We start from the raw sequence: 26,187 nt of genomic DNA, 5'->3' as shown, positions 1-26,187 counted from the left end.
GTCGGCAGATTTGCCCGAGTGCGAACGCTTGCTGTCGACATGGTGATCAAAGAGACGCCACTGCGCGCTTCATGCCTCATGCCGACTGGCACCCCCGCATTTCCCCACTGTGGCTCTCAGGTCTTTGTCCCTGCACCCGCATGCTGGGGCCACTCACGGATGACCAGAGAGGCGGGGGCCTCTCTTCCTGCAACGCGAACTGAGGAGAGAGCATATGAGAAAGGCACGAAATTCCTGGATGGGGGCGGTGGGCGGGGTGCTGCTCATGGCCTGCGGCCTTGGCGGACAGGCCCAGGCCCAGGCGCCGGAAACGATCAAGATCGGCATCCTTCATTCGCTGTCGGGAACGATGGCGATCAGCGAGACCATCCTCAAGGATCTGATGCTGATGCAGGTCGCGGACCTCAACGCCAGGGGCGGCCTGCTGGGCAAGAAGGTCGAGGCGGTGGTGGTCGACCCGGCGTCGAACTGGCCGCTGTTCGCAGAGAAGGCGCGCGAACTGCTGGTCAAGGACAAGGTGGTTGCCGTGTTCGGCTGCTGGACGTCGGTCAGCCGCAAGTCGGTGCTGCCGGTGTTCGAGGAGCTCAATGGCCTTCTCTTCTATCCGCTCGAATACGAGGGTGAGGAAGCCTCTTACAACATCTTCTACGGCAGCTCCGTTCCCGACAACAAGGCGATCCCGGCCGTCGACTATCTGATGAGCAAGGACGGCGGCGAGGTGAAGCGGTTCGTGCTCGAAGGCACGGACTACGTCTATCCGCGCACGTCCAACAAGATCATCCGCGCCTATCTGCAGAAGAAGGGGGTGAAGGAGGAAGACATCATGGAGAACTATACGCCGTTCGGCTTCGCCGACTGGCAGACCGAGGTTGCCGCCATCAAGAAGTTCGGCTCGTCCGGCAAGAAGACCGCCGTCATCTCGACGGTCAACGGCGATGCCAACGTTCCCTTCTACAAGGAGCTCGGCAACCAGGGCATCAAGGCGAAGGACATTCCCGTCATGGCCTTCTCGGTGGGCGAGGAGGAACTGGCCGGCGTCGATACCAAGCCGCTGGTGGGCCATCTCGCGGCCTGGAGCTACTTCCAGTCTGTCGACAATCCCGACAACAAGTCCTTCGTCGCCAAGTGGCGGGCCTACGCCAAGAATCCGAAGCGCGTGACCAACGATCCGATGGAGTCGGCCTACATCCTCTTCAACATGTGGGTGCAGGCGGTGCAGCAGGCGGGCACGACCAACGTCGATGCGGTCCGGCAGGCAATGACCGGTCAGAAGGTCAAGTCGCCCTCGGGCTTCGAGGTGACGATGGGATCCAATCATCACATGGCCAAGCCGGTGATGATCGGCGAGATCCAGGGCGATGGCCAGTTCGCCATCGTCTACCAGAGCAAGGCGATGCCGCCCAAGGCGTGGAGCCCCTATGTCGAGGCAAACGCCGGCCGGATTGCCGATTGGGCATGGCCGTGGGTTTGCGGCGGTTGCACGACGCCGAAGTACGCGGCCGCCGCACCGCAGTGATCTGATCCGCACAGGACGCCCGCTCGTCCCGTGGTGAAAGGGGAATGGCAGCTCGCAAGGGCTGCCATTCTTTTTGCCCGATCGCCTGGAGGCTCGTCGAACATCTTGGCGAGTTCGGTGTAGCTGTCGCGGCGGACGTGCTCGTCGTGGGTCCAGGTGACGACGGCTATTCCGACAACCTCGCCATGGCGCGCTGGTTGCAGCAGACCGTGCAGGGGATGCTCAATCCGGAGCTGAAGGACCTGTCGATTCCGGTGATCGACGCCGACTTCAGCAAGGCGGGCGACCCGCGCTACTTCTGGACCGAATACGTGTCGGCGGCCGATGGCGAGATCGCGCTCACCTGGCACGATATCGGCGATCCGCTGCTGATTCACACCGAGCCCAACCAGGAGCCGAACCCGCGGCCCTACGGCGTCTGCACCGTGCTTGTCCCAGCGCTGTCCGGCCGGCTCACGCTGAACGGCCAGCAGGCCCGCGGCAAGCCCTGGCCGGGCGAGCGGGAAGGCCGCCCCTTCAGCACATCGGCGCTCGCCTTTTGGGGAGAGCTGGACCGAACCCCGCTAGAAGTGTGACCGTCGTGGCGAGGTGGCGATCCGCATGGTGCCAAGCCTTTGCTTTTGGATTGGGGGCCGCCGACCGAGACCAAGCAACGCCCTCGGGACACTGCAAATGCAGGGCGTGTGAATGGGCTCAACAGACTGATTGCCGTCAATCGGTTTGGGATCGGATTGAAAGACTGAATCGGAGTAAGTTACTTTCCGAGCGCGCGGCCTCCAGGCGCGATAATCGAAAAGACGGGATGCGGACATGCTGACGAAACGCCAACTCCTTCAAACTGGCGCCGCCGCTGCCCTGCCCCTCGCGGCTTCGCCCCTCAACGGTGCGCGCGCGCAGTCGAGCGGCGGCCGACCCGGATTCTTCAAGGCCCGGGATATCGCCGAAGAGGGATTCATCTACGGCTTGCCGATCGTGATGAACTACGGCGTCATGTACGAGTACGCGGTCGATCGGACGTCGAGCCAGTTCAAGGCTCCGTTCAACCAGATCAAGAACGAACCCAACGTCTTCACTTACAAGGACACGGCGATTCCGACACCGAACAGCGACACGCCCTATTCGCTGGCGTGGCTGGATCTGAGGGCGGAGCCGATCGTTCTCTCGGTCCCCGCCGTTGATCCCAAGCGCTACTACTCGGTCATGCTTTGCGATGGCAACACCTACAACTACGGGTACATGGGGAGCCGTGCGACGGGAAGCGACGCCGGTGACTATATGGTCGTCGGACCGGACTGGAAGGGGGCCACGCCACCCGGCATCAGGAAGCTCTTCAGGTCGAGCACGCAATTCACGCTGGCCGCGTATCGCACCCAGCTTTTCGACGTGGCTGACCTGGACAACGTCAAGAAGGTTCAGGCGGGCTATCAGGTGCGAACGCTGTCTGCGTACCTCGGCCAGTCAGCGCCTCCGCCGGCGCCTGCCATCGACTTCCCGAAGTTCGACAAGGAGTTGGTGAAGCTGAACTTCTTCGAGTTCCTCGATTTTGCGCTTCAGTTCGCCCCGGAACAGCCGAACGAAAAGGATATTCGCGCCAGGCTGGCCAGCATCGGCATCGGTCCAGGCAAGACCTTCAATTTCAAAGACCTGTCGCTCGAGGACAAGGCCGAGATCCTGCTGGGGATGAAGGCGGGCGACCGCAAGGTCGATGCGGCCGTCGCTGCGGCGGGAAAGGCGGTCAACGGCTGGCGGGTGAGTTCGCTGTTCGGTGACAGCGCCTTCTACAATGGGGACTGGATGAAGCGGGCGGCCGGCGCCCGCGGCGGCATCTACGGCAACGACGCCGAGGAGGCGACCTATCCTCTGACGCGCAGCGACGGCGATGGCAAAACGCTGGACGGCAGTGCGAACAACTATGTGCTCACGTTCCCGGCCGGTCAGCTCCCCCCGGTCAACGCCTTCTGGTCGCTGACGATGTATGACGGCAAGACCCAGCTGCTGATCGAGAATCCGATCAACCGCTATCTCATCAACTCGCCGATGCTTCCGTCGCTGAAGACGAATGCGGATGGCTCTCTGACGCTCTACATCCAGAACAAGTCGCCGGGAGCGGACAAGGAAAGCAACTGGCTTCCCGCTCCGAACGGCCCGATCTATCTGGTGATGCGCCTCTACTGGCCCAAGACGTCGCCGCCGTCGATCCTGCCCGTGGGGGATGGTTCCTGGCAGCCTCCCGGCTTGAAGCGGGTCTCTTAGTTCGACGCACTCGACATTGTAGGATCAGACAGGCGCGAAGCCGTAGGCTTTGGCGAGTTCGGTGTAGCTGTCGCGACGGACCTGCTCGTCGTGGGTCCAGGTGACGACGGCCATCTCGTCGACGCCGACCCGCTCCTTGAGTTCGGTGATGCGTGCCGCCACTTCGGGGCCGGTGCCGACGAACGAGTCCTTGCGGAACTGTTCCATCTTCGCCGCTTCGTAGGCGGTGACAGGCGCCTGCGCCGCCTCGTCGGGCGGCAGCAACGGGCCCAGGATGTTCTTGTCGCGATTGATCCGGCTCAGCGCCCGCGACGTGAAATGGTACTGGGCCTTTTCCATCGTGTCGGCGGCCAGCGCCCAGACGCAGAGGGCGGAATGCGGTTCGGGATGGCGCGCGCTCGGGCGGTAGTTCTTCTTGTAGAGGTCTATGGCACGCTCGCCGCCGGCGCCGTCGCTGAAGAACCAGGCATAGCAGTAGGGCAGGCCGAACAGCGCCGCGACCTGGGCGCCGTAGTCGGAACTGCCGAGGATCCAGGCCTCCGGTGCCGTCGGGCTCTGGGGAAAGGCCTTCACCGTCGCGAAGGGATGGCGCTCGACCAGCGGTTCGTTGTGGACCCAGGCGATCAGGTCGCGCACGTCGGCCGGAAAATGTTCGGGCCGTTCGTTGGCCGCGGGATTGAGGGCGAAGGCGGTGCGCCCGTCCGAGCCAGGCGCGCGCCCGAGGCCCATGTCGATGCGCCCCGGCGCCAGGGCGTCGAGCACGCGAAAGACCTCGGCCACCTTGAACGGCGAGTAGTGCGGCAACATGATTCCGGCACTGCCGATGCGGATTCGCTCCGTCGTCGCCGCGATCGCCGCCATCACGATCTCGGGTGCGGTCCCGACGATGGTAGGATGGTTGTGATGCTCCGACACCCAGAAGCGCTCGTAACCCAGAGCCTCGCAGCGCTGGGCGAGCGACACGGTGTTGCGGATGGACTGGTCCTGCGGCCGGCCTGAAACGGCGATCGACTGGTCCAGCACGGAGAGGCGGAAGGGACGTGACATCGGCTGGAGATGGGCCTTGCGACCTATTCCGGCAAGGTCGCGATCATATAGAGCGTCTGGAGTTGCTGCGTCGGCCGTGCGTTCTTGCCGAACACGTCGCCGAAGATCGTGGCGATCTGGCCCGATCGGTAGATGTGGCTCAGCGCCCGGTCGACGGCCAGGCGGAAGGGGCCTTCGCCCAGCTTCATGGCGAGGGCGAAGGGCTCGAGGCTGAGATAGGTGTTCGCCAGCAGAATGCGGGCGGCGTCCTTGTGGTCCTTGATCATCGCGGTGAGCATCGCGCCGCCGGCGAAGTAGGCGGCGATCTCGCCCTTCTCCAGCGCCGTCATGGCCACCGTGAAGTCGGTGAAGGGGACGATGGTGGCTTTGATCTGGAGCGAGGCCAGCGCCTTGCGAAGTTCTTCTTCCGTCAGGGTGCCGGCAACCGCGCCGACCTTCTTGCCGGCGAGATCCTGCATGTCGCGCGGCCCGTCGTTGCGGATGGCGAAGCTCGTGCCGTCGACGAAGGTGGTGATGGAAAAGTCGACCACGGCACGGCGGTCGAGCGTCTCGGTGAGCGAGTCGCAGAGCAGGTCGATCTTGCCCTGCTTGATCATGTCGAGGCGGTTTTCGGTGGTGACGGGCACGAACTCGACCTTGAGGCCCGGCAGCTTGAGCTGCTGGGCGATGTCCTTGGCAACCGCCTCGCAGAGCTGGACCATGAAGCCGGCGGGCTGGCCGTTGGGGCCCTTGTAGGCGAAGGGATGGGCGTTCTCGCGGAAGCCGCCGCGGAGCACGCCGTTCTTGGCGATATCGTCCAGGGTGCCCGCCCAGGCGCTGCCGGCGGCCAGGAAGCCCAGGGTCACGGCAAGGCCGCTCAGGAATCGCTTCATCTCGTCCCTCTTTGAATGACGGCGAAACAATCCGATATTCGGCCCGTTGCCGCCACCGGAAATCCGGAGGAAGTCATGGCCCGTTCCAGGAAGTCGGCTCCCGCATCCCGTGTCACCGGCATCGACCACATTTCCATTCGGGTCAGGGACTATGAAAAATCGAAGGCCTTCTATGGCGGCCTGTTCGAGTTCCTGGGTTTCCAGGTGTCGGACGAGTACCCGTCCACCATCGGCTGGACCAACGGCAGCACGCGTTTCTGGATCGCGCCGGCGGAAGGGCGCAAGACGCACCGGATCGGCGATGTCGGCCTTCACCATTATGCCTTCCAGCTGCGCAGTCGGAAGGATGTCGACGCGCTGCAGGCCTATCTCGAAGGTCAGGGCGTACGCATCGTCGATGCCGCCGGGGAGTATTACGAGGACTACTACGCCGTCTTCTTCCTCGACCCCGACGGGCTGAAGCTGGAAGGGATGAAGTACGGCGAACTGACCGCGAAGCGGAAGCGCAAGCCCCCGAAGAAGAAGGCGTAGGCCGGTCGTTCTGCTTGTGGCGCGGCGCCCTGCGGGCCAAACTCCGGCCCGTTTTTCTGGATCCCGGAGGACCGCCAATGTCGACCGCCACTGCCGAAATGAAGACCCAGGCCCAGCCGGCCAATACCTACAAGCCCAAGGGCATGCTGATCGGCGGCAAGTGGGTCGAGAGCGCGTCCGGCGCCCGCATCACCATCGAGAATCCCGGCAAGCGCACGGCCGTGGCCGAGGTGCCGCGCGCGGCCGAAGCCGACGTCAACGCCGCCGTCGAGGCCGCCGAAAAAGCGTTCCCCGCCTGGAAGAACGTCGTGCCGCGCGAGCGCGGCAAGATCCTGCTCAAGATCGCCGAGGTACTCGAGGCGCGCAGCGAAGAGATGGCGCGGACCATCGCGCTCGAAACCGGCAATGCGCTGCGCACCCAGGCGCGCGGCGAGGCCAAGCTGGCCGCCGACATCTTCCGCTACTTCGGGGGCCTCGGCTCAGAGCTCAAGGGCGAGACCGTGCCGCTGGGCGAGCACGTGCTGTCCTACACGCGGCGCGAGCCGATCGGCATCGTCGGCGCCATCATCCCGTGGAACGCGCCGGTCATGCTGGGCGCGCTCAAGATCGCGCCCGCTTTGTGCGCCGGCAACGTGCTGGTCATGAAGGCGGCCGAGGACGCGCCGATGGCGGTACTGCTGATGGCCGACATCTGCCAGGACTTCCTGCCGCCCGGCGTGTTGAACGTGCTGACCGGCTACGGCGCGGAGTGCGGCGGCCCGCTGGCCAACCACCCGAAGATCCGCAAGCTCTCCTTCACCGGCTCGACCGAGGTCGGCAAGGTGATCATGCGCGCCGCGGCCGAGCGGATCGTGCCGGTCTCGCTCGAACTGGGCGGCAAGAGCCCCTCGATCGTCTATCCGGATGCCGACGAGGATTGGGCGGTCGACGGCATCATCAACGCCATGCGCTTCACCCGCCAGAGTCAGAGCTGCACGGCCGGCTCGCGCATGTTCCTGCATGAGGACATCTTCGACAGCTTCCTCGCGAAGCTGGAGAAGAAGACCACGACGCTGAAGATCGGCGATCCGCTCGACGAGGCGAGCGACATCGGGACCATCATCAACAACAAGCAGTACAGCAAGGTCTGCAAGTACGTCGAAGACGGGCTCGCCCGTTCCGACGCCAAGCTGGTGTTCGGCGGTCTGCCGCCCAAGACCGGCCCGTTGAGCGAAGGCTACTTCACCATGCCGACCGTGTTCGCCGACCGCTCGAACGACTGGCGTCTCGCCCGCGAGGAGATCTTCGGGCCGGTGCTGGTGGCGATCCGCTGGAGCGACGAGGCCGAGGCGATCCGCATGGCCAACGACAGCCATTACGGTCTCGCGGCCTATGTCTGGACGCACGATATCGGCAAAGGCCTGCGCGCCGCGCACGCGATCGAATCGGGCTGGGTGCAGGTCAACCAGGGCGGTGGCCAGACGCCCGGGATGTCGTACGGCGGCTACAAGCAGAGCGGCCTCGGCCGCGAATTCTCGCTCGAAGGCATGCTCGACAGCTTCACGCAACGCAAGAGCGTGACGGTCAACCTCGCGGTCTGACGGTTTGAGTAAAGGTCCCTCGCCACGCACGGGATGACATTATTGGGAGAGTTGGCGCAGTACGTCGCTCCAAGAAAAATTGTCATCCCGAGCGTTAGCGAGGGACCTTTCTCTTATTGCGGCACCCGCGTGTGAAAGTCGGTCGCCCCCTGATAGGCGTGACCGATCCGGTAGAGCATCGCCTCGTCGAACGGCCGGCCGACCAGTTGCATTCCGATCGGCGCGCCATTGACGTCGAAGCCGCACGGCACCGACAGCGCCGGAATGCCGAGCGTATTGAACGGACGGGTGAGGCCGGTAAAGCCCGCCACCATCTTCAGTACCGCCGGACCGCCCTTCGTTTCCGTATCGGTTTCCTCGATCGTGGGCAGAGGGAAGGGGATGGCCGGCAGCAGCACGGCATCGACGGCCTCCATCGCCGTCGATAGGAACTCCTTCACGAAGTGGGCGCGCAGCCGCAGCGCGTCGATATATTGCGTCGCCGGAATGAAGAACCCCGCCTCCATGCGCGTACGCACCTGATTTGCGTAGAGCTCCGGCGTCTTCTCCATCCACGGCCGGTGCATGGCGGCCGCCTCGCATTTCACCATCACTTCGGCCGCGCGGTAGAGCGCGGTGAAGTCGGGCAGGGTGACGGTCGAGACCTTGGCGCCCAATCGGCCCAGCGCGTCGGCGGCGGCCTGGATTGCCGCGCCGATCTTTGCGTCCAGGGGCGCAAGTCCTTCCTTCGGCAACGCAAGCCCGATGCGCAAGCCGGCGACGCCGCCGTCGAGCAGCGCTTCGTAGTCCGGTACCGGCTTCTCGCTGGTCGTCGAATCGTCTGGATCGTGGCCGGCGATGACCGAGAGCATGCGGGCATTGTCGCGCACGGTTCGGGTCAGTGGGCCGACATGATCGAGGCTCCACGAACGCGCGACCGCGCCGGCGCGGCTCACGCGGCCATAGGTGGCCTTCATGCCGACGACGCCGCAGGCGGCCGCCGGGAGGCGGATGGAACCGCCCGTATCGGAACCGAGGGCGCCGTAGACCATGCGGGCAGCCACCGAGGCGCCCGAGCCGCTGGAACTTCCGCCGGTCACGCGCGTCTGGTCCCACGGGTTGCGGCAATGGCCGTGATGGACATTGTGTCCGGTCGGGCCGGCGGCGAACTCCGCCATGTTGAGGAAACCCAGCTCGACCACGCCGGCCGCGTCGAGCTTGCCCAGCACCGTCGCCGTAACGGGCGCCGTCCAGTCGCGACGGATCGCACTGCCGCCGGTCGAGACCTCGCCCTTGCGGTAGTACATGTCCTTGTGCGCCATCGGCACGCCGTGCAGTGGCCCGCGGCTCTTGCCGGCGGCGAGTTCGGCGTCCATCGCCTTCGCCTGGGCCAGCGCCTTTTCCCGGTAGACGCGGAGAAAGGCATTGGTGCGCGGCTGCCAGGTCTCGATGCGCGCGAGGCAGGCTTCGGTGGCTTCGACCGAGGTGATGCGTCCCTCTGCGATGGCGTCGGCGATCGCCGTCAGATCCTCGAGGGCGAGATCGTCATTCCTTATTGCGGGACTCATGTGCGGGCTGCCTTCGCCATGACGCTGGCGAACGCGGCCGGTTCGTCGTCGAAGGTGAGGCGCTGGGCGGCGGCCTTGCGTACGGCATCGTTCAGGATCTCGACCTCGGCCGCCAGCTCGGCCAGCCGCTTGTCGTCGTAGGTCATGCCCTGCAGGCCCGCGGCAATGCCGGCGGCCGTCTTCGTCTTCTCGTCCATCACCGTCTCCTCAGAGCTTGAGCCGGCAGGCTTCCAGCCGGGCGCGATCCTCGGGCGTGAAGGTCATGATCTTGCGGACCTTCTGATCGAACTTCATGCCCACCGCCTCGGCACAAGCAGCAAGCGTGCCGCTCTCCGCCTCGAACAGGAAGTGGGTGAAGACGACGACCTTGTCGGAGAAGCTCGCCAGACCGCTCATCACAACGGCGAGGTCTCCGGCCTGCAACGGCCGGCGATAGTGGTTCAGCATCTCGACCACGACCGAACCTTCCTCGCGCTCCTGCATGGCGGCCCGGTCGAAGCCCAGATGGTTCCACAGAACCGGCGCCCCGTCGGAATACCGGCCGAACTGGTGGCGCGGCAGAAATTCAGCCCTCTCGTCGCATTCGTCGGGCGTGATCTGCGTCCGGCCGACCTCGATCAGGCCGACCGATGCTGCTTCGGCGAGGGTCAGGTCGGGCAGAGAGAGTTTGCCGACGCTGCGGGGCTTCGCCGTATCGGGCAGAGCGATGCATGCCGCTTTGGCGCGTGCACGAAATTCGGCGGGCCACGGACGGTTGCAGGTGATGGTGCGACGGATCGTGGCAGCGACCTCGCCCTTCGCGGGATTGCGCACTTCGTGATAGGCGACGATCTCGCGCTCGCCGACTTCGACCGGCGCAGAATGGACCTCGACCGGTTCGACCACGCGGAACTCGCGAACGTAGCGGACATGGTCGTCGGACGCTCGCGTCACGGCGCCGGCCGCGCGCTGCGCGCGCGGTCCGAAGCCCAGGCTCGCCAGCAGGCTGGCCGAGGCCTCATGGGCGAACTCGGTGTAGAATTGGACGTTCAGGTGGTTGTTCTCGTCGCACTGCCACGTGTTCACGGCGGTGCTGAAAGTCGGGATCAGGGCGGGGCTCGACACGCTTGATGCTCTCTGCAATCTGTGGATGACTGGCTTTGATGGCCCAAAAAGCCCCAAAAATCGACATTTTCCGCGCATTCCGCACTTGCGGGGGATCGATTCGTGGATAACCTTGGCGCCGTCAACGGTGCCCTGGGGCGTCAGGAGACGTTGGCGAAACCAAGAAATGTAAGGGACCCCCTCAACATGGCTACCAAACCCACTACCGTTCCCACCATTCCGCTTTCGAAGGTCGCAGCTGAGCTGGCCGAAAAGACGGGCATGACCAAGAAGGACGCGAGCGGCGCTCTCGACGAGTTCGTCGGCCTGGTCGTTCGTCACCTCAAGAAGGGCGCCAAGGTTCGCATCACCGGCCTCGGCATCCTGCAGGTCCGCGCCCGTCCGGCGCGCATGGGCCGCAACCCGGCGACTGGCGAAGCGATCAAGATCAAGGCGTCGAAGAAGGTTGCCTTCCGCGTCGCGAAGGATCTCAAGGACGCGATCTAACTCGTTCTCCACGAGTCAAGATTGGGCGGGTTCCGGCGCAGGCCGGACCCGCCCTTCTTTTTGTGCGCGAGCTCCTGTCATCGCAGGGCGATCATCACACGCGTTTGAACGAGCCTGCCGCGCCTTGTTCTAGTATAGCCGGAGCGCGACGCGAGCCGGCATGAACACATTCATCCTCCTGAAGATCCTTGCCACCCTGATGGTGCCGCCGGCTTCGCTGGCCGTCGGTGTCGTGTTGTGGCTCGCGATCCGGCTGATGGGCTGGCGCCGGCTCGCCGCCACCGTCCTTGGCCTTTCGATCTTCCAGACGCTCGTCCTGTCCTTTCCACCGGTATCGGGAATGCTGGTCGGCCTGCTCGAGTCCAAGGCCCGCGCACTCACGGCCGGCAACCCGTCCTGCTGCTATGAGGCGATCGTCGTGCTGGGCGGCGGCATCGCGCCGGCCTCGCCGCCGCACACCACCGAGCCCGAGCTGACGGAAGGGTCCGATCGCATCTGGCAGGCCGCGCGTCTCTATCGTGCGGGGGCGGCACCGAAGATCATCGTGAGCGGCGGCTCGTTCATCGAACAGCAGGGCGGTCCGGCCACCACCGAGGCCGAGGCCATGCGGCGCTTCCTGCTCGACCTCGGCGTTCCCAACGAAGCGATCGTCTCCGAAGGCAAGGCGCTCAACACGATCGAGAACATCGCCAACGTGCGCGACATCGTGAAGGGCGGGCGCGTCGCGATCATCACCTCTGCCTATCACGTGCCGCGCGCGGCAAAACTCGCGTCGAAGGGTGGGCTCGATTTTGCGATGTTCGGCGTCGACTGGAGCCCGCCGGACGCGGCGATGCCCTGGTGGGACCGCTGGCTGCCCTCCGTCGCGGCCCTGAATTTTTCGAACCGGGCGCTGAGGGAACTGGTCGCGCTCTCCTTCGACCGTCGCGGGGAGAGGCTCGCCCAATGACCGCCTATCGCCTCGATCGTCGGGCTGCCCTTGGCCTCGCCGCCGGCAGCTTGCTCGCGCCGCTCGCCCGGTCCGCCCGAGCACAGTCGTTCGACAAGCTGGTCTTCCAGACCGACTGGCGCGCCCAGGCCGAGCATGGCGGCTATTATCAGGCGCTGGCCGCCGGCCTGTACCGAAGGGCCGGCATCGACTGCGAGATCCGGCAGGGCGGGCCGAGCCTCAACATCGGCCAGCTGCTGCTGACGGGCCGTGTCGACATGACCATGTCGAACAGCTTCGAGGCCTTCACCTATCTGCGCGAGAACGCGCCGTTCTTCACCATCGCCTCGATCTTCCAGAAGGATCCGCAGGTCCTGATCGGCCATCCCGACACCGGCTTCGACGGCTTCGACGATCTGAAGGGGCGTACCTTGCTGATCGGCAGCGGCGGGCGCGTCACCTACTGGCCCTATCTCCGCAGGAAGTTCGGACTGAGCGACGACCAGCTCCGGCCCTACACGTTCAACATGGCGCCCTATCTCGCCGACAGGAACGTCGTGCAGCAGGGCTTCATCTCGTCGGAGCCCTATTCGATCTCGAAGGCCATCGGGCGCATGCCGCCGTACCTGTTGATCGCCGATGCAGGCTTCAGTGCCTACCAGACCACCATCGCCATCTCGCGCAAGCTCGCGACCGACAAGCGCGACCTGATCCAGCGCTTCGTCGATACCACGCTCCAGGGCTGGGCGCAGTATCTCGAAGGCGGGCCGGCCACCGAGGCCGCCAATGCGCTCATCAAAAGGGTCAATCCGGAACAGACGGATGATCGTATCGAGTATGCGATCAAGATGATGAACGAGCGTGGAATCGTGATGTCGGGGGATGCATTGCAGGGCGGAATCGGCGCCATGACGGATGCGCGCTGGCGGGGCTTCTATCATTCGATGGTCGATGTCGACGTGTTGCCGAGGGGGCTGGACGTAGCCCGGGCCTATACGCTCGACTTCGTGAACAAGGGTATCGGAAAGCCGAAGTGATCGGATCAGGAGGAGCTGCAATGTACCAGGTCAACGAAGAACATCAGATGCTGCGCGATCTCGTGAAGAAGTTCGTGCGCAACGAACTCATGCCGCTCGAGAAGAACGTCCTCGAGCGTTTCGCCACGGGCCAGCAGGCGTCGCTGTCCGACGACGAGAACGCCAAGCTCTTCAAGCAGTGCAAGGATCTCGGCCTGTGGGCGCTCGACGTGCCGGAGGAAGCCGGCGGCGCCAATCTGCCGGCCGTGGCGCTGGTTGGCGTCAACGAGGAGCTGGGCTACACCTGCGTGCCCTTCACCTTCCCGCCCGACTCGCCCAACCTGCACATGCTGCTGGCGACCGCGAGCCCCGAGCAGCGCAAGAAGTACCTCGAACCCTATGCGGCGGGCGAGACCAGCTCGGCGATCGCCATCTCCGAGCCCGGCGCAGGCGGCGATCCGGCCGGCATGAAGACCCGGGCGGTGAAGGACGGGACCGACTGGGTGATCAACGGTCGCAAGATCTGGATCAGCCGTATCGCCAAGGCCGATTTCACCATCGCCATGGCGGTGACCGACCCCAATCTCGGCGCCCGCGGCGGCATCACCGCCTTCCTGATCGACAAGGGCACGCCCGGTCTCGTCGTGGCCCGGGCCATCCCGATGCTGGCCGGCCAACGCACCTACGAGGTCGTGTTCGAGGATTGCCGCGTACCGGAGACGCAGGTGCTCGGCCGCATCGGTGCGGGCTTCGCGCCCATGCAGATGCGCCTCACGATTCGCCGCCTGCAGATGGGCTCGTGGTGCGTCGGCATGGCACAGCGGGCGCTCGACATGCTGGTCGAGCATGCCAGCCAGCGCGTCACCTTCGGCGAGAAGCTTTCGGACCGCCAGGCCGTCCAGTGGTGGGTGGCCGATGCGGCGATGAAGCTGCATGCCTGCCGCCTGATGGTGATGGATGCCGCGGTGAAGCAGGACGAGGGCCGCGACGTCCGCATGGAAGCCTCGATGATCAAGGTCTATGCGACCGAGATGGCGAGCGAGGTCATCGACCATGCGCAGCAGGCGTTCGGCGCCATGGGCGTGACGCAGGAGCTGCCGCTGTCGATCATGGCCCAGAAGGTCCGCACCATGCGCGTCTACGAGGGCCCGTCGGAAGTGCACCGCATGGTGATCGCCCGCCGCATCTTCGGCGGTCGTTGACAGGAAGAGGCAGGCAGGCGGATCATTTCCGCCTGCCACTGGCTTGAAGGAGCTGCCGCATGACCTACACGCTCGATACGTTTGTCAAGGACGCGCAGGTCGCGCTCAAGACGCATGAAGGATCTGCCGGCCGCGAGCAGGTTCGCGTGTTGCTGGAGAAGCTCCTGGCCAACCCGTCCTTTGTCGATGAGGCAGTCGGCCCGGCCGCGCCGATCGGTACGCGCAAGCTCTATGAGGACAAGGACCTCGGCTTCGTCGTGCTGGCGCATTGCAATCCCAAGCCGCACAAGAGCCCGCCGCACGATCACGGCGCCTCGTGGGCCGTCTACGGCCAGGCCGTGAAGTACACCGACATGAGCGAATACAAGCGCGTCGATGGCGGCAACGACGCGGGCGACGCCAAGCTCGAGCAGGTGAAGGCCTATCGCCTCGAACCCGGCCGCGCCGGCGTCTACGATGTCGGGGCGATCCACGCCATCGACTATCCCGATGGCAGCCGTTTCGTGCGCGTCACCGGCCGCGATCTCGACTATGTGCGTCGTCTCAAGTTCGACATGGCGGCCGGCAAGGCCATCACCATCGAAAGCGCGACGGCCGGCGCCAACTAGCGCCCCTCGGACCGTCCGCGCTTGCGCGGACGATTCGCATCGCCCCATTCCTCCATCGCATCGAGGATGGGGCCGAGGCTCATTCCCTTTTTCGTGAACGAATACTCGACGTGAGGCGGCACTGTGTCGTGCACCTTGCGCGACACGATTCCGTCCTGCTCCAGCGCGCGGAGCTGCAGCGTCAGCATGCGCTGCGTGATGCCGGGAACGAGGCGTCGCAGCTCGTTGAAGCGCCGCGGCTGGTCCTTCAGATAGAACAGGATCGTGGGCTTCCAGCGTCCGCCGATCACCTCGACCGTCGCCGTAACCGGGCACCAGGGAGCCTTCGTCTCGGCCATCGCGCACGCGCCTCCAAAACCATGACTGATACCTAGTATAAAAAATGTGCGTACTTATGAGAAGCGTACCGGAATGCTAGGGCGGCCTCCAACCCTGGAGGTCGCAATGTTCGTTGTCATGGGAGCCACTGGTCAGGTCGGTGGCGCAGCGCTCGAGGCCCTGAAGCATCGCGGTGTCGCCCTGCGCGCGGTGTCGCGCGATCCGGCGCACGCCCCGGGACTCGGGGTCGAGACAGTCCGAGGCGATGCGTCGGATACCGAAAGCCTCGCCACGGCCTTCGCGGGCGCGGAGGCCGCCTTCGTGATGCTGGTCCCGCCCTATCAGGCTCGGGATGTGCTGTCTGAGTCGCGCGTCCTGGCCCGGTCGATTTCCGCCGCGGTTCGCGCCGCACGGGTGCCGCACGTCGTGGCGCTCTCGTCGGTCGGGGCGCATCTCAGCGAGGGCAACGGCATCGTGCAGGTGCTGCATGACTTCGAAGCGGCCCTTGCCGACGTCGCGCCCTCCCTGGTGTTCCTGCGGCCGGGCGAATTCCTGGAGAACTGGGCGGGCATGCTGCCGGCCGTGCGCGAAGCGGGCGTGCTGCCCTCAGGCAAGGCCACACTCGACAAATGCCACGAGGCCGTGTCGGCGCTGGATGTCGGCCGCGCTGTGGCCGAGCTGCTGCTCGATCCGCGAGCGGGGACGCGCATCGTCGATCTCGCGGGGCCGGCGCCCTGTTCGGCGCTCGATGCGGCGGCGGTCCTGTCGCGTCTGCTGGGCAAACCGGTGACCGCGGTGCCGTCGTCGCGCGAACAGTCGGTGGCCGCGCTGGTGGCGGCGGGCCTCGGGGCCGACTATGCGGCGAAGCTCGCGGATCTCGACGAGGCGATCAATGCCGGGCGGCTGGACTTTCCGCCGGGCGGCGAGATGCGTCGCGGGACCGTGACGCTCGAGGCCGTGCTGCAGCGCCTCGTGGGCACCGTCTGACGCTCGACCGGAGGGATCGGCGGCCTGTCGCGCCGGCCGCCGCCACGGTCCCGTCCGTCGCCGTGCTGTGCTGTGCTAGGCCAAGCGCGCGGCGGCGGCCTGGTTGGCCTCCTCGCGCTTCTGCAGCATGGCGTGGATGCGCTCCTTCAGGCGGTTTACGCGCTCGGGGCCGGCCTTCTCGGGACTGCCGGAATCGAACGGCGGCTGCGGATCGTACTCGAGTGTGAGCTGGATCGACTTGGCGACTTCCTCGCCGGCCAGCTCGGCCACCAGGGTGAGTCCGAAATCGATGCCGGCGGTGACGCCGCCGCCCGAGATGCGATTGCGGTCGCGCACGACGCGTTCAGCGACGGGGATGGCGCCGAAGGCCGGGAGGAACTCGCGCGACGTCCAGTGGCAGGCGGACTTGTATCCCTTGAGGAGCCCCGCGGCGCCGAGCACCAGCGAGCCGGTGCAGACCGACGTGACGTAGCGCGCCCCCTCGGCCTGCTTGCGCAGGAAGGCGAGCGTCTCCTCGTCGGTCATCAGCGCGACCTGGCCGCCGCCGCCCGGCACGCAGATCACGTCGAGCTGCGGGCAGTCGTCGAAGGTGGTCGTCGGCACGATCGAGAAGCCGGAGTCCGTCCGCACGGGATCGAGCGTCTTCCAGATCATGTGAAGCTTGGCGTTGGGCACGCGACACAGGACTTGCGCGGGACCGGTCGCGTCGAGCTGGGTGACGTCTGGAAAGAGCAGGATGCCGATGTGAACCGTGTCTGCCATGAAATGTCTCCTCTGTTGGCCGGACCCTACGCAATCCCGTCTCTGGCAGAAATGACAAATATAAAGTAATTTCTGCCAATGCCAAAAGCCCACCGCATCGCCCTCCTGGCCTATGAGGGCTGCCAGCTGCTCGACGTGACCGGGCCCGCCGCCGTGTTCGGGGCGGCCAACGAGGGGCGCGAGCGTCCTGTCTATGAAGTGGAAATCGTCTCGCCCGACGGCGGCGCGGTCGCTTCCAATTGCGGCGTGTCGCTGGTGAGCCGTCGCTTGGGTGGGCGCTACGACACGCTGTTGGTGGCGGGCGGTTCGCGTGGGCTCAAGGCCGTGCTGGCGCGCGAGGACGTAAGGCGCTGGCTGCGCAGGGTGGCGCCGCAGACACGGCGCTTCGGGTCGGTCTGCACCGGCGCCTTCGTGTTGGCCGCGGCCGGGCTGCTCGACGGCAAGCGCGTGGCCACGCACTGGGCAAGTTGCGGGCGCCTCGCCGAGAAGTTCCCCGCGCTGACCGTGGATGCCGACGCGCTCTATGTCGTCGATGGCAAGGTCTGGACCTCGGCCGGCGTGACGACCGGCATCGACATGGCGCTGGCGCTGGTCGAGGCCGATCTGGGCGCGGCGGCGGCCAACTTGATCGCGCGGCACTTCGTGCTCTACGCGCGCCGACCCGGCTATCAGTCGCAGTTCAGCCCGCTGTTGCAGGCGCAGACCGAGGTCGATGCGCCGTTCGCCCGGCTGATCGAGTGGATGCAGACCCATCTCTCCGAACCGCTCGACGTGCCGTCGCTGGCCGCCCGCGCGGGCCTCTCGGAGCGCAGCTTCCATCGCAAGTTCGTCGAGGCCACCGGCAAGACGCCGGCGCACTTCGTCGAGGGGCTGCGGCTCGACGCGGCGCGCACGCTATTGGCCAAGGGGCTGCCGCTGAAGGCGATCGCCGGCCGGGTCGGCCTGCGCTCCTCGGCCCGGCTCGGTCAGGCCTTTGAGCGCCGATTTGGCATGGCGCCCTCGCTGTTTCGCGAGATGCACGCGACGTCAGTGCCGTAGGCGCAGGCTGCTCACGATCAGGGCGGTGAGGGCAAAGCCGGCGGCCAGCCAGATCGCGGCGCGTGCCGCATCGGCGGCACCCCCGCCCGAGAAATCGAACAGGCCGAATACGAGGGCGACCAACGCGGAGCCCATAGTCTGACCGAGCGTTCGGGCCGAGGCGATGATGCCGCCGGCGCTGCCGCTGCGGTCGCGCGGTACGGCGTTCATCATCAGCCGGTTGTTGGGCGAGGCGAAGATGCCGAAACCCGCGCCGCACAGGACCAGCCGCCACATGATGTTGAAGGCGGACGGGTCCGGCGGCAGCAGCGCGGTCAGGATCAGGCCCGAGGCCATGCAGGTGAGGCCGATTGCACCGAGCGCGCCGGCATGGTGGCGGTCGGCCAGCCGGCCGGCGATCGGTGCGACGCCAGCGAGCGCCAGCGGCCATGCCGTCAAGAGCAGGCCGGTCGCGGTGGCGTCGCGACCCAACACGGTATGGAAGAAGAAGGGCAGGCTGACGAAGGCGAGGCCCTGTGCCGCGAAGGTGCAGGTCGAGGCCGATATGGAGAGCGAGAAGATCGGCCGGGCGAAGACGTCGATCGGCATCATCGGGTCGGCGAGACTGCGCTGGCGCCAGACGAAGAGCGTGCAGAGCAGGGCCGAGCCGGCCAGCTCCGCGAGAATCACCGGCAGGGCATGGCCGTGGCCGACGCCGTCGATGCCGAAGATCAGCAGGCCGAACATACCGCCGGACAGGACCGCCGAGAGTACGTCGAACGGGCGCTTGGCATGGGTCGTCACCGGCAGGTAGCGGGCAGCAAGCAGGAAGGAGATCACGCCCAGCGGGATGTAGACGGCGAACAGGATCGGCCAACTCGTGATCGCGAGGAGGGCGGCCCCGAGGCTGGGGCCGGCGGCCAGCGAGGTCGCCACGACGGTGGTGTTGAAACCGAGGCCGCGGCCGAGCGCGGCGCGCGGATAGATCGACCTGACCAACGCGGGCTGGATGGCCATGATGGCCGCGCCGCCCAATCCCTGGAACGTGCGCGCGGCGATCAGCCAGGCAAACGAGGGTGCCAGCACGCAGCCGATCGAGGCCAGCGAGAAGACGACCAGGCCCCAGCGATAGACCGTGCGGTAGCCTACAATGTCGCCCAGTGCCGCCACCGGCAGCAGCATGATCATCAGGGCGATCTGGTAGGCGTTGACGATCCAGATCGAGCTTTCCGCGGTGATCGCGAGGTCGTTCGCGATGTAGGGCAGGGCGAGATTGGTCATCGAATTGCTGAGCACCGCCATCGACAGGCCGATGGTGATGGTCGCCACGGCGGCGAGGCGCCGTGGCCCCGAGGGCATGCCGTCGGGGAGCGGACCGGCTGAAGCGGGTTCGGCCATCTGTTACTGCGGAACCGTCAGTTCGTCGCCGCCGATGGTCGTGCGCTGCATCAGGCGCTTGTGCTTGGTCGCATCGTAGTAGGTGGCGCGATGCAGGACGGCGCGATTGTCCCAGACGATCACATCGCCCTCGCGCCAGGCATGGGACATCATGAATTCCGGCTGCTCGGCGCGTTGCGCCAGCTCCCACAGGATCGCCTTCGACATCGGCTCGGGCCAGTCGAGGATGCGGCCGGCATGGGCGCCGATATAAAGCGCACGGCGACCATTGATGGGATTGTCGCGGAACATGCGCTGCTTGACCGGCGGCAGCTCCGCCAGCGACTTGGCGCTCAGGATGCCCTTCTGGACGCGGTCGCGTGAATGAGCGAGCGCGTGTTCGGCCACCAGCGGATGGATCGTCGCCTGCAGGGCGGGCGGCAGCGCATCCCAGGCCGCGCGCATGTTCAGGAACTCGGTATTGCCGCCCTCGGGCGGGCAGATCCGCGCCGTCAGGATCGAGCACAGCGACGGGATGCGCTTGAAGGACGAGTCGGAGTGCCAGAAGTAGTTGGCCTTCTGGTAGATCATGCGCATGTCGTCCGGCGGGATCGGCTCGCCGGTCATGATGTCGAGGTTGGACTGGCGCTGGAACTTGGTGCCGGCGGCAGGATTGGCGCTGAGCGTCGTCTCCAGCGGGCCGAAATTTTCGCTGAAGGCGATCTGCGTGTCGTCGTCCATCGCCTGGTCGCGGAACAGGAGTACGGAATGTTCCTCGAAGGCGGCGCGGATCGGCCCGAACTCGCGCGCCGAGAGGGGACGTGTGATGTCGATGCCGGTGATCTCCGCGCCGAACAGCGGATGGAGCTTGCGGACTTCGATGCTGCCGGTGTTGCGCATGACTTCGTCCCTCAGTCGATGATCGCCTGGTAGGTCAGCACGCGCAGCTCGCGCCGGATCGGGTAGGTCGAGGAGGGCATGAGCTGCGTCAGCAGCACCACGGCCATGTCCTCGACCGGATCGATCCAGAAGGCGGTGGAGGCGGCGCCGCCCCAGGCATATTCGCCGGGCGTGCCGGCAATGTAGGCCTTGGCCGGGTCGAGCATGACCGAGAAACCGAGACCGAAGCCGATGCCGGTGTAGGTCGATTCCGAGAAGCGCGGCGTGCCCATGTCGGCCATGTCGCCGTTGAGGTGATTCATGGTCATCAGCTCGACCGTCTTGCGGCCCAGCAGACGCACGCCGTCGAGTTCACCCTCGTTCAGCATGAACTTGCAGAAGCGCAGATAGTCGGACGCCGTCGAGACCAACCCGCCGCCGCCCGAATTCACCTTGCGCGGCGCGAGGTAGCGGCTCTTGGCCGGATCGTCGATCAGGTCGAGCCTGCCGCCGGGGCCGGCGGCATAGTTGGCGGCAAAGCGATCGTGCTTGGCGGCCGGGACATGGAAGTCGGTGTCGACCATGCCGAGCGGGTCGATGACCTTTTCCTTGAGGTACTTCTCGAAGGGCTGGCCGGAGATCACTTCGACGAGATAGCCCAGCACGTCGGTAGCGACCGAATAGTTCCAGGCCTTGCCCGGCTGGGCGATCAGCGGCAGCTGGGCCAAGCGCTCGACGACCTGCTTCAGGCTGGTGTCCGCCGTCTGAAAATCGACGCCGCCTTCCTTGGCACGGTAGGCGGCATCGACCGCATTGCTCTCCATGAAGCCGTAGGTCAGGCCCGACGTGTGGGTGAGCAGGTCCCGGAAATTGATCTCGCGCTCGGCCGGCACGGTTTCGATCTTGCCCCGGCTGCCGCCCGACATGACGCGCGGGTTGGCGAAGGCGGGAATGAATTTCGAAATCGGGTCGTCGAGCTGAAACTTGCCCTCTTCGTAGAGCATCATGATGGCCGTCGAGGTGAGCGGCTTGGTCATGGAATAGATCCGGAAGATCGTGTCGGCGCGCATCGGCGTGTTGCGGGCCACGTCCGACTTGCCCACGACCTCGGCGAAGGCCAGTTCGCCCTTGCGCATGACGCAGGTCACCATGCCGGCCAGCTTTCCGCTGTCGACCCACTGTTTCATCCAGGTGCGCACGCGGTCGAGCCGCGCTGCGGAAAGCCCGACCTGTTCGGGGGTAACGAGCGGCAGCGTGTCCATGGCGATCCTCCCTTGAGCCCCGCTAGACTAGCCCAGGACGGTAGGGTTCAGACACGCAAAAGACGGGAGGCACCAATGGCGAGATTGTGCGAGGGACGGGTTGCGATCGTGACGGGCGGCGCCCGCGGCGTCGGCCGGGAGCACTGCCTGATGCTGGCGGAGCATGGCGCCAAGGTGGTCGTGAACGATTTGGGCGGTGACCGGGCCGGCAAGGGCAACGACGTGGGGCCCGCCCAGCAGGTCGTGAACGAGATCAAGGCGATGGGCGGCGAGGCCGTGGCCAACGGCGACGACGTCTCCGACTGGAATGGCGCCAAGCACATGATCGACCAGGCGGTCGAGGCGTTCGGCAAGCTCGACGCCATCGTGCTCAACGCCGGCATCTTGCGCGACCGCATGCTCGTCAACATGAGCGAGGACGAGTGGGACGCCGTCATCAAGGTGCACCTCAAGGGCACCTTTGCGCCGGCCCGCCATGCGGCGGCCTACTGGCGCGATCAGGCCAAGCTGAAGGGCGGCCCGGTCGATGCACGCATCATCACCACCACCTCGGTCTCGGGCATCTACGGCAATATCGGCCAGACCAACTACGGGGCGGCCAAGGCCGGCATCGCCTCCTTCACCATCATCGCCGCCCGCGAACTGGCGCGTTATGGCGTCACGGTGAACTCGATCTCGCCCTCGGCCTTCACCCGCATGACCGAGGACCTGCGCGAATACACGGAGGAGGACAAGAAGCGCCGTGACCCGAAGTGGATCGCCCCGGTCGCGACCTGGCTGGTGAGCGAGGACAGCCGCGAGGTGACAGGCCGCGTGTTCCAGGCCGGAAACGGCATTTTCGCCGTCGCCGAGGGCTGGCATAAGGGCCCGACGGTCGACCAGATCATGGATCCGGTGCAGGCCGGCAAGGTGCTGGGCGAGATCGCCAGGAAGGCGCGCAAGAACGCCGGGATGAACGGTCTCGATCTAGACTGACGACGAACAGGGACGAAGAAGGAAAACACATGAAGATGATCAATCGCCGCACGGCGCTTGCGGCCACGGCGGCGGCTGCCTTGATTCCGGGTGCTGCGCGCGCGCAGGCTTGGCCCAACAAGCCGATCCGCTGGGTCGTGCCGTATACGGCGGGCGGGCTCACGGATGTGGTGACGCGCCTGACGCTCGAGAAGATGAACGTCGGCCAGACTTTCGTGGTCGACAACAAGCCTGGCGCCAATTCGCTGATCGGTGCCGAAGCCGTCGCGAACGCTACGCCGGACGGCTACACCTTCCTCACCGTGATCGCCGCCCACGCCGCCAACAAGACCCTGTATGCCGGCAAGCTGAAGTTCGATCCGGTGAAGAGCTTCAGTCCGGTGTCGCTGGTGGGTGTCGCGCCGCTCCTGATCAGCGTCACCAACGGCCTGCCGGTGAAGAACGTGGCCGAGCTGATCGCCTACGCAAAGGCGAACCCCGGCAAGCTCTCGTTCGGCTCGTCGGGCGTCGGCGCGGCAGCGCATCTCACCAGCGAACTCATGAAGCAGGTGACCGGCATCCAGATGGAACACGTTCCCTACAAGGGGACGGCGCCGGCGCTGGCCGATCTCTCCTCGGGCAACATCCAGCTGCTGATCGACGCGCCGATCGGCGTGATGACCCAAGTGCGGGCGGGCAAGATTCGCGCCCTCGCCATGCTGTCGAAGGACCGCGTGCCGGGTGTCGAGGAAGTGCCGACCATCGTCGAGGCGGGCGGTCCGCTGATCGAATCGGCGACCTGGGTGATGTTCCTGGCGCCGGCCGGAACGCCGAAGGAGATCGTCGACAAGGTGTCGGCCGAAGTCTCGAAGGCGGTGAAGGACGAGGCGCTGCGCAAGCGGCTGGCCGAGCAGGCCGTCATCCCCGTCGGAGCGACCCCGGAGGACACGGGCAAGTTCCTGCAAAGCGAGATCGACAAGTGGGAGAAGGTCATCACCACCGCCGGCGTCAAAGCCGACGCCTGATCTCCCGAACCAAAGTTCAAGCAGCGGCGCCGGCAAAACCGGCGCCGCTGTCGTTTGACCATCTGTCTTTGTCAGTTGGCGGCGAAGCAATAGAGCAGTCCGACGCCGCCCGTCGTCACCAGAGCAGGCAGGTCGCAGCCGCGCGATGGATGCGACGTGTTCCAGGACTTGGAGGGCGCATCGTCGCGCAATCCCATGCGATCGGTGTGACCGACCATGGCGCTGCCTTCTCCATTTTTCGTCCAGTTGCCGCAGGTCATGTCCTTGTCCGGCGGGAAGGCGGTGCCGTCCGCCTGAGTGCCGGTCAGGATGTCGTGCTGGTTCACGGTGTAGAGCCGGCTGGGGATCAGCTTGCCGTTTTCGGCGACGCTTGTTTCGGCGGTGAGCTTGTTGTTGGCCGAGTGAAGATCCTCGACGCTGGCCGCGATCTGCACGCCGTTGGGATTGACCCACGGGCCCTTGCCGATGCGGTCCCTGGCATTGACTGCGGTCGCCCCGCCGACTGCCTGCGTGCTGAGGTAGGCGCGCCAGGTCTTGCTGCCCGCGCCCGCCTTGGCGGCGAGCGTCTGGCAATGCCGGTCGGCGCCCTCGAGACCGCCAAAGTTGGCGCCCTGTGGGCCGCCCACGCTGGTGATGAAGAACGTCATGTTGGGGAATTGGGGTGCTGGCTGCTGGGCCTGCGACGACGTGGCCGAAAAAGTCAGTGTTAAGAGCGTCGCGGCCACCGCCACATACCTCGATTGGATCGTCATGTCGGTTTCTCCCTGAATTTTCGCCACTTTGAGGGGTTTATCCTCGCCTTCACGCCTTGTGAGGCCCAGTCAATTTCCCGTGGGCTGCAGTTGTAAAAGCGTGATGCCGACAGTCTCTGTGCAGCCTCAGCGCTTTACTCGCTTCGTGCTGTGTCGTTTCCTCTCTTCATGGTTTCGACTTTGAGCCTGGCGAACGGGCTTACGCTCCTTTTCGCTGCCCTTTGCCTCTGGACGATGGCGGCGCAGTCGCGCGGTGGCGTCACGACGCTGGGCCGTGTGGCCTTGCCGGGTGGCTTTGCGCTGATGGCGACGTTGATGCTGCTCGCCGGTGTGTTCGAGGCGAGCGTGCTGTTCGACATCCTGTGGGTCGCGGCCTTCGCATTGGGATCGTTGATCGGGCGCATCCGCGGATGGATGCTGACCCTTCAGTCGAACAAGGACGCGGGCCTTGTTTCCCTGCCTGCGACGGTAGACGGCCTCATTGCGGCGATCATTCTCGTCGTCTTGTCCGTGATCGATTTCGTTTCCGCGATGCTCGGAGACGCCTTGATCACGCCCGGCTACGTCGCGGCAGCCAGTGCCCTGTGTGCCGGCTTTCTCGGTTACCGGGTCCTCGTCATCGCGTTGCGCGTCGTTCGCCCGACGCCCAACAAGGTTTCGAACGCCGTCTGACGGCGCCTCGACGTCAAGGCGTTTTCAACGTCACAAAGCTTTCAACGTCTCCAGCACCTTCGGCTGCGGCCATGCCCAGTCGCTCGCGCCTTCGTAGGCGCGCATCGCCCGCAGCACCACTTCGTCCGCGCGGGGCGGGCCGATGATCTGTATGCCGACGGGAAGTCCGGCCTTGGTGAGACCCGCAGGCATCGAAGCCGCCGGCTGGCCGGTGAGGTTGCAGGGCAGCGTATACGGCGCGCCCTTGGTCCAGCGCGGGAAAGCTTGCGAATTGTAGAGCGTATCGACCGGAGGTGCGGCCGTCGGTGCCACGGGCGCGAGCAGCAGGTCGTACTTGCGATGCCAGAGGGCGAGATCTCGCGCGAGCTTGCTCCGCGCCTCGAAGGCCCTGGCATAGTCGGCGAGCGTAATCGCCAGGCCTTTTTCCATGAGGGCGCGCAGGCCGGGATCGAGCTTGTCGTGAAGCTGCGTCGGGATCTGCCGGAAGCGGGTGGCGAAGCTGCCGATCCACAGCGGTTCGAAATGCTCCTGCAGCGGCTCGAACATCGGGCCGACTTCCTCGACCTGCGCGCCGAGCTCCTCGAAGCGCTTCGCCGCAGCGGCAACGAGGTCACGCACTTCCGGGTCGGCCTTCACATGACCGAGATCCAGGCTGAGCCCGATCTTCCATCCACGCACGCCGGCGTCGAGCCCGACCGTGTAGTCTCGCGCATCCGCCGGCAGCGAGCGCCAGTCGCGCGGGTCGGGGCCTGCCGTGATGTTCAAGGCCATCGCCGTGTCGAGCACTGTGCGCGCCAGGACGCCCTGGCTGATGACGTCGGCGAACGGTGAATCGGCGGGGAACTGCGGGATGCGGCCGTAGGAGGGCTTCAGGCCGACGAGGCCGGTGTGGCTGGCGGGAATGCGGATCGAGCCGCCGCCATCGTTGCCGTGGTTGAACGGATTGATGCCTGCCGCCGTAAGCGCGGAAGCACCGCCCGAGGAACCGCCGGGAGAGCGGGCGAGATTCCACGGGCTGCGCGTGGTGCCCTGCAAGGGCGAGTCGGTCAGCGCCTTCCAGCCGAATTCGGGGGTCGCCGACTTGCCAAGAATGATCATTCCCGCTGCAAGGAACCTGTCGGTTACTGCGGCGTTGTCGTGAGCCGCAGTCTCGTCCGTGGAATGCGATCCATAGCGCGTGGGCCAGCCTTTGACGTTCGTCGTATCTTTTATCGACGTCGGAATTCCGTCCAGCGGCGACAGCGGCTCACCTCTATGCCAACGCGATTCCGCAGCCTTTGCAGCAGCTTGCGCACCGTTTTCATCAATTAGGACGAACGCATTCAGATGAGGCTGCATGATTGATGCACGCTTCAGCATCGCGTCGACGACGTCGACGGGGGACGCGTCTCCTCGCGAGAAGAGTTTTGATAGTTCCGCTGCGGAAAGCCAGTCGAATGCAGACTCAGACATGCGTTTTTTGTCGGTTCTCGACGGAGGTTGGATGTTTCAG

Annotated in this window: 27 protein-coding genes; 15 read left to right on the top strand and 12 right to left on the bottom strand. The window is 65.7% G+C overall.

From position 1 onward, the window contains the following. Positions 1-214: 214 nt before the first annotated feature. From urtA to ACP15H_RS18150, 3 genes are all read left to right on the top strand, one after another. Positions 215-1,516: an urea ABC transporter substrate-binding protein gene (gene urtA, locus ACP15H_RS18160; RefSeq protein WP_425067557.1), complete on the top strand. Its 1,302-nt coding sequence runs from the start codon at positions 215-217 to the stop codon at positions 1,514-1,516. 44 nt (positions 1,517-1,560) lie between these two features. Continuing rightward, positions 1,561-2,091 (top strand): hypothetical protein, encoded by a 531-nt coding sequence (locus ACP15H_RS18155; RefSeq protein WP_425067556.1) that lies wholly within the window; start codon positions 1,561-1,563, stop codon positions 2,089-2,091. A gap of 235 nt (positions 2,092-2,326) precedes the next feature. Next, complete coding sequence (locus tag ACP15H_RS18150; protein ID WP_425067555.1) at positions 2,327-3,769, top strand: DUF1254 domain-containing protein; 1,443 nt, start codon at positions 2,327-2,329, stop codon at positions 3,767-3,769. Positions 3,770-3,793: 24 nt separating this feature from the next. On the opposite strand, the gene ACP15H_RS18145 is transcribed toward ACP15H_RS18150, so the two are convergent. Then, positions 3,794-4,816 (bottom strand): LLM class flavin-dependent oxidoreductase, encoded by a 1,023-nt coding sequence (locus tag ACP15H_RS18145; protein WP_425067554.1) that lies wholly within the window; start codon positions 4,814-4,816, stop codon positions 3,794-3,796. A 23-nt stretch (positions 4,817-4,839) separates the two neighbouring features. Further along, positions 4,840-5,688, bottom strand: a complete 849-nt coding sequence (locus tag ACP15H_RS18140; protein WP_425067553.1) for an amino acid ABC transporter substrate-binding protein — start codon at positions 5,686-5,688, stop codon at positions 4,840-4,842. A 75-nt stretch (positions 5,689-5,763) separates the two neighbouring features. Here ACP15H_RS18140 and ACP15H_RS18135 point away from each other — a divergent pair, with 75 nt between their 5' ends. Then, positions 5,764-6,219, top strand: a complete 456-nt coding sequence (locus ACP15H_RS18135) for a VOC family protein (protein WP_425067552.1) — start codon at positions 5,764-5,766, stop codon at positions 6,217-6,219. Between the two features lie 77 nt (positions 6,220-6,296). Beyond that, a complete protein-coding gene (locus tag ACP15H_RS18130; RefSeq protein ID WP_425067551.1) occupies positions 6,297-7,799 on the top strand; it encodes an aldehyde dehydrogenase family protein in 1,503 nt (500 codons plus the stop codon). A gap of 113 nt (positions 7,800-7,912) precedes the next feature. Here ACP15H_RS18130 and ACP15H_RS18125 read toward each other — a convergent pair whose 3' ends face one another. Genes ACP15H_RS18125 through ACP15H_RS18115 form a run of 3 tightly spaced genes read right to left on the bottom strand, consistent with a single transcriptional unit; the run spans position 7,913 to position 10,450 of the window. Then, positions 7,913-9,346: an amidase gene (locus ACP15H_RS18125; RefSeq protein WP_425067550.1), complete on the bottom strand. Its 1,434-nt coding sequence runs from the start codon at positions 9,344-9,346 to the stop codon at positions 7,913-7,915. Beyond that, entirely contained in the window at positions 9,343-9,543 is a 201-nt protein-coding gene (locus tag ACP15H_RS18120) for a hypothetical protein (RefSeq protein WP_425067549.1), read from the bottom strand. Before ACP15H_RS18120 ends, ACP15H_RS18125 begins: the two co-directional genes overlap by 4 nt. Positions 9,544-9,553: 10 nt before the next feature. After that, the gene (locus tag ACP15H_RS18115) at positions 9,554-10,450 is read right to left on the bottom strand and encodes an acyl-CoA thioesterase (protein ID WP_425067548.1); all 897 of its coding nucleotides are present in this window, start codon (positions 10,448-10,450) and stop codon (positions 9,554-9,556) included. A gap of 186 nt (positions 10,451-10,636) precedes the next feature. Here ACP15H_RS18115 and ACP15H_RS18110 point away from each other — a divergent pair, with 186 nt between their 5' ends. From ACP15H_RS18110 to ACP15H_RS18090, 5 genes are all read left to right on the top strand, one after another. Further along, positions 10,637-10,936 carry an HU family DNA-binding protein gene (locus tag ACP15H_RS18110; RefSeq protein WP_298309615.1) on the top strand — a complete coding sequence of 100 codons (300 nt, stop codon included), beginning with the start codon at positions 10,637-10,639 and terminating at the stop codon, positions 10,934-10,936. Positions 10,937-11,096: 160 nt separating this feature from the next. After that, entirely contained in the window at positions 11,097-11,885 is a 789-nt protein-coding gene (locus ACP15H_RS18105; RefSeq protein ID WP_425067547.1) for a YdcF family protein, read from the top strand. Next, positions 11,882-12,901 (top strand): ABC transporter substrate-binding protein, encoded by a 1,020-nt coding sequence (locus tag ACP15H_RS18100; protein ID WP_425067546.1) that lies wholly within the window; start codon positions 11,882-11,884, stop codon positions 12,899-12,901. Before ACP15H_RS18105 ends, ACP15H_RS18100 begins: the two co-directional genes overlap by 4 nt. Positions 12,902-12,921: 20 nt before the next feature. Then, complete coding sequence (locus ACP15H_RS18095) at positions 12,922-14,082, top strand: acyl-CoA dehydrogenase family protein (protein ID WP_425067545.1); 1,161 nt, start codon at positions 12,922-12,924, stop codon at positions 14,080-14,082. Between the two features lie 59 nt (positions 14,083-14,141). Then, complete coding sequence (locus ACP15H_RS18090; RefSeq protein WP_425067544.1) at positions 14,142-14,690, top strand: hypothetical protein; 549 nt, start codon at positions 14,142-14,144, stop codon at positions 14,688-14,690. On the opposite strand, the gene ACP15H_RS18085 is transcribed toward ACP15H_RS18090, so the two are convergent. Next, positions 14,687-15,028, bottom strand: coding sequence for a winged helix-turn-helix transcriptional regulator (locus ACP15H_RS18085; protein ID WP_425067543.1), 342 nt, complete (start codon positions 15,026-15,028; stop codon positions 14,687-14,689). The two genes, ACP15H_RS18090 and ACP15H_RS18085, sit on opposite strands and share 4 nt — an antisense overlap. Positions 15,029-15,146: 118 nt before the next feature. Between ACP15H_RS18085 and ACP15H_RS18080 the strand changes: the two genes are divergently transcribed. Then, positions 15,147-15,995 (top strand): NAD(P)H-binding protein, encoded by an 849-nt coding sequence (locus tag ACP15H_RS18080; RefSeq protein WP_425067542.1) that lies wholly within the window; start codon positions 15,147-15,149, stop codon positions 15,993-15,995. A 75-nt stretch (positions 15,996-16,070) separates the two neighbouring features. Here ACP15H_RS18080 and ACP15H_RS18075 read toward each other — a convergent pair whose 3' ends face one another. Beyond that, positions 16,071-16,757 (bottom strand): DJ-1/PfpI family protein, encoded by a 687-nt coding sequence (locus ACP15H_RS18075; protein WP_425067541.1) that lies wholly within the window; start codon positions 16,755-16,757, stop codon positions 16,071-16,073. Positions 16,758-16,835: 78 nt separating this feature from the next. Between ACP15H_RS18075 and ACP15H_RS18070 the strand changes: the two genes are divergently transcribed. Then, a complete protein-coding gene (locus tag ACP15H_RS18070) occupies positions 16,836-17,795 on the top strand; it encodes a GlxA family transcriptional regulator (protein ID WP_425067540.1) in 960 nt (319 codons plus the stop codon). Here ACP15H_RS18070 and ACP15H_RS18065 read toward each other — a convergent pair. Genes ACP15H_RS18065 through ACP15H_RS18055 form a run of 3 tightly spaced genes read right to left on the bottom strand, consistent with a single transcriptional unit; the run spans position 17,784 to position 21,292 of the window. After that, positions 17,784-19,172, bottom strand: coding sequence for an MFS transporter (locus ACP15H_RS18065; protein ID WP_425067539.1), 1,389 nt, complete (start codon positions 19,170-19,172; stop codon positions 17,784-17,786). The two genes, ACP15H_RS18070 and ACP15H_RS18065, sit on opposite strands and share 12 nt — an antisense overlap. Before the next feature lie 3 nt (positions 19,173-19,175). Then, a complete protein-coding gene (locus tag ACP15H_RS18060) occupies positions 19,176-20,051 on the bottom strand; it encodes a TauD/TfdA dioxygenase family protein (protein ID WP_425067538.1) in 876 nt (291 codons plus the stop codon). 11 nt (positions 20,052-20,062) lie between these two features. Continuing rightward, on the bottom strand, positions 20,063-21,292 hold the full coding sequence (locus tag ACP15H_RS18055; RefSeq protein WP_425067537.1) for a serine hydrolase domain-containing protein: 1,230 nt from the start codon (positions 21,290-21,292) through the stop codon (positions 20,063-20,065). A 75-nt stretch (positions 21,293-21,367) separates the two neighbouring features. Between ACP15H_RS18055 and ACP15H_RS18050 the strand changes: the two genes are divergently transcribed. Then, the gene (locus ACP15H_RS18050; RefSeq protein WP_425067536.1) at positions 21,368-22,267 is read left to right on the top strand and encodes an SDR family NAD(P)-dependent oxidoreductase; all 900 of its coding nucleotides are present in this window, start codon (positions 21,368-21,370) and stop codon (positions 22,265-22,267) included. Between the two features lie 29 nt (positions 22,268-22,296). Beyond that, positions 22,297-23,271 carry a Bug family tripartite tricarboxylate transporter substrate binding protein gene (locus ACP15H_RS18045; RefSeq protein WP_425067535.1) on the top strand — a complete coding sequence of 325 codons (975 nt, stop codon included), beginning with the start codon at positions 22,297-22,299 and terminating at the stop codon, positions 23,269-23,271. 71 nt (positions 23,272-23,342) lie between these two features. Here ACP15H_RS18045 and ACP15H_RS18040 read toward each other — a convergent pair whose 3' ends face one another. After that, on the bottom strand, positions 23,343-24,023 hold the full coding sequence (locus tag ACP15H_RS18040; protein WP_425067534.1) for a lectin: 681 nt from the start codon (positions 24,021-24,023) through the stop codon (positions 23,343-23,345). A gap of 234 nt (positions 24,024-24,257) precedes the next feature. On the opposite strand from ACP15H_RS18040, the gene ACP15H_RS18035 reads away from it, so the two are divergent. Next, the gene (locus ACP15H_RS18035; protein WP_425067533.1) at positions 24,258-24,695 is read left to right on the top strand and encodes a hypothetical protein; all 438 of its coding nucleotides are present in this window, start codon (positions 24,258-24,260) and stop codon (positions 24,693-24,695) included. A gap of 30 nt (positions 24,696-24,725) precedes the next feature. Here ACP15H_RS18035 and ACP15H_RS18030 read toward each other — a convergent pair whose 3' ends face one another. Beyond that, positions 24,726-26,147, bottom strand: coding sequence for an amidase (locus tag ACP15H_RS18030; protein ID WP_425067532.1), 1,422 nt, complete (start codon positions 26,145-26,147; stop codon positions 24,726-24,728). Positions 26,148-26,187 lie beyond the last annotated feature (40 nt).

Source organism: Reyranella sp. (genome assembly GCF_965249915.1).
Taxonomy (GTDB): domain Bacteria; phylum Pseudomonadota; class Alphaproteobacteria; order Reyranellales; family Reyranellaceae; genus Reyranella.
The sequence above is the reverse complement of the archived record's forward strand: the minus strand, read 5'-3'. Positions and strand labels throughout refer to the sequence as shown.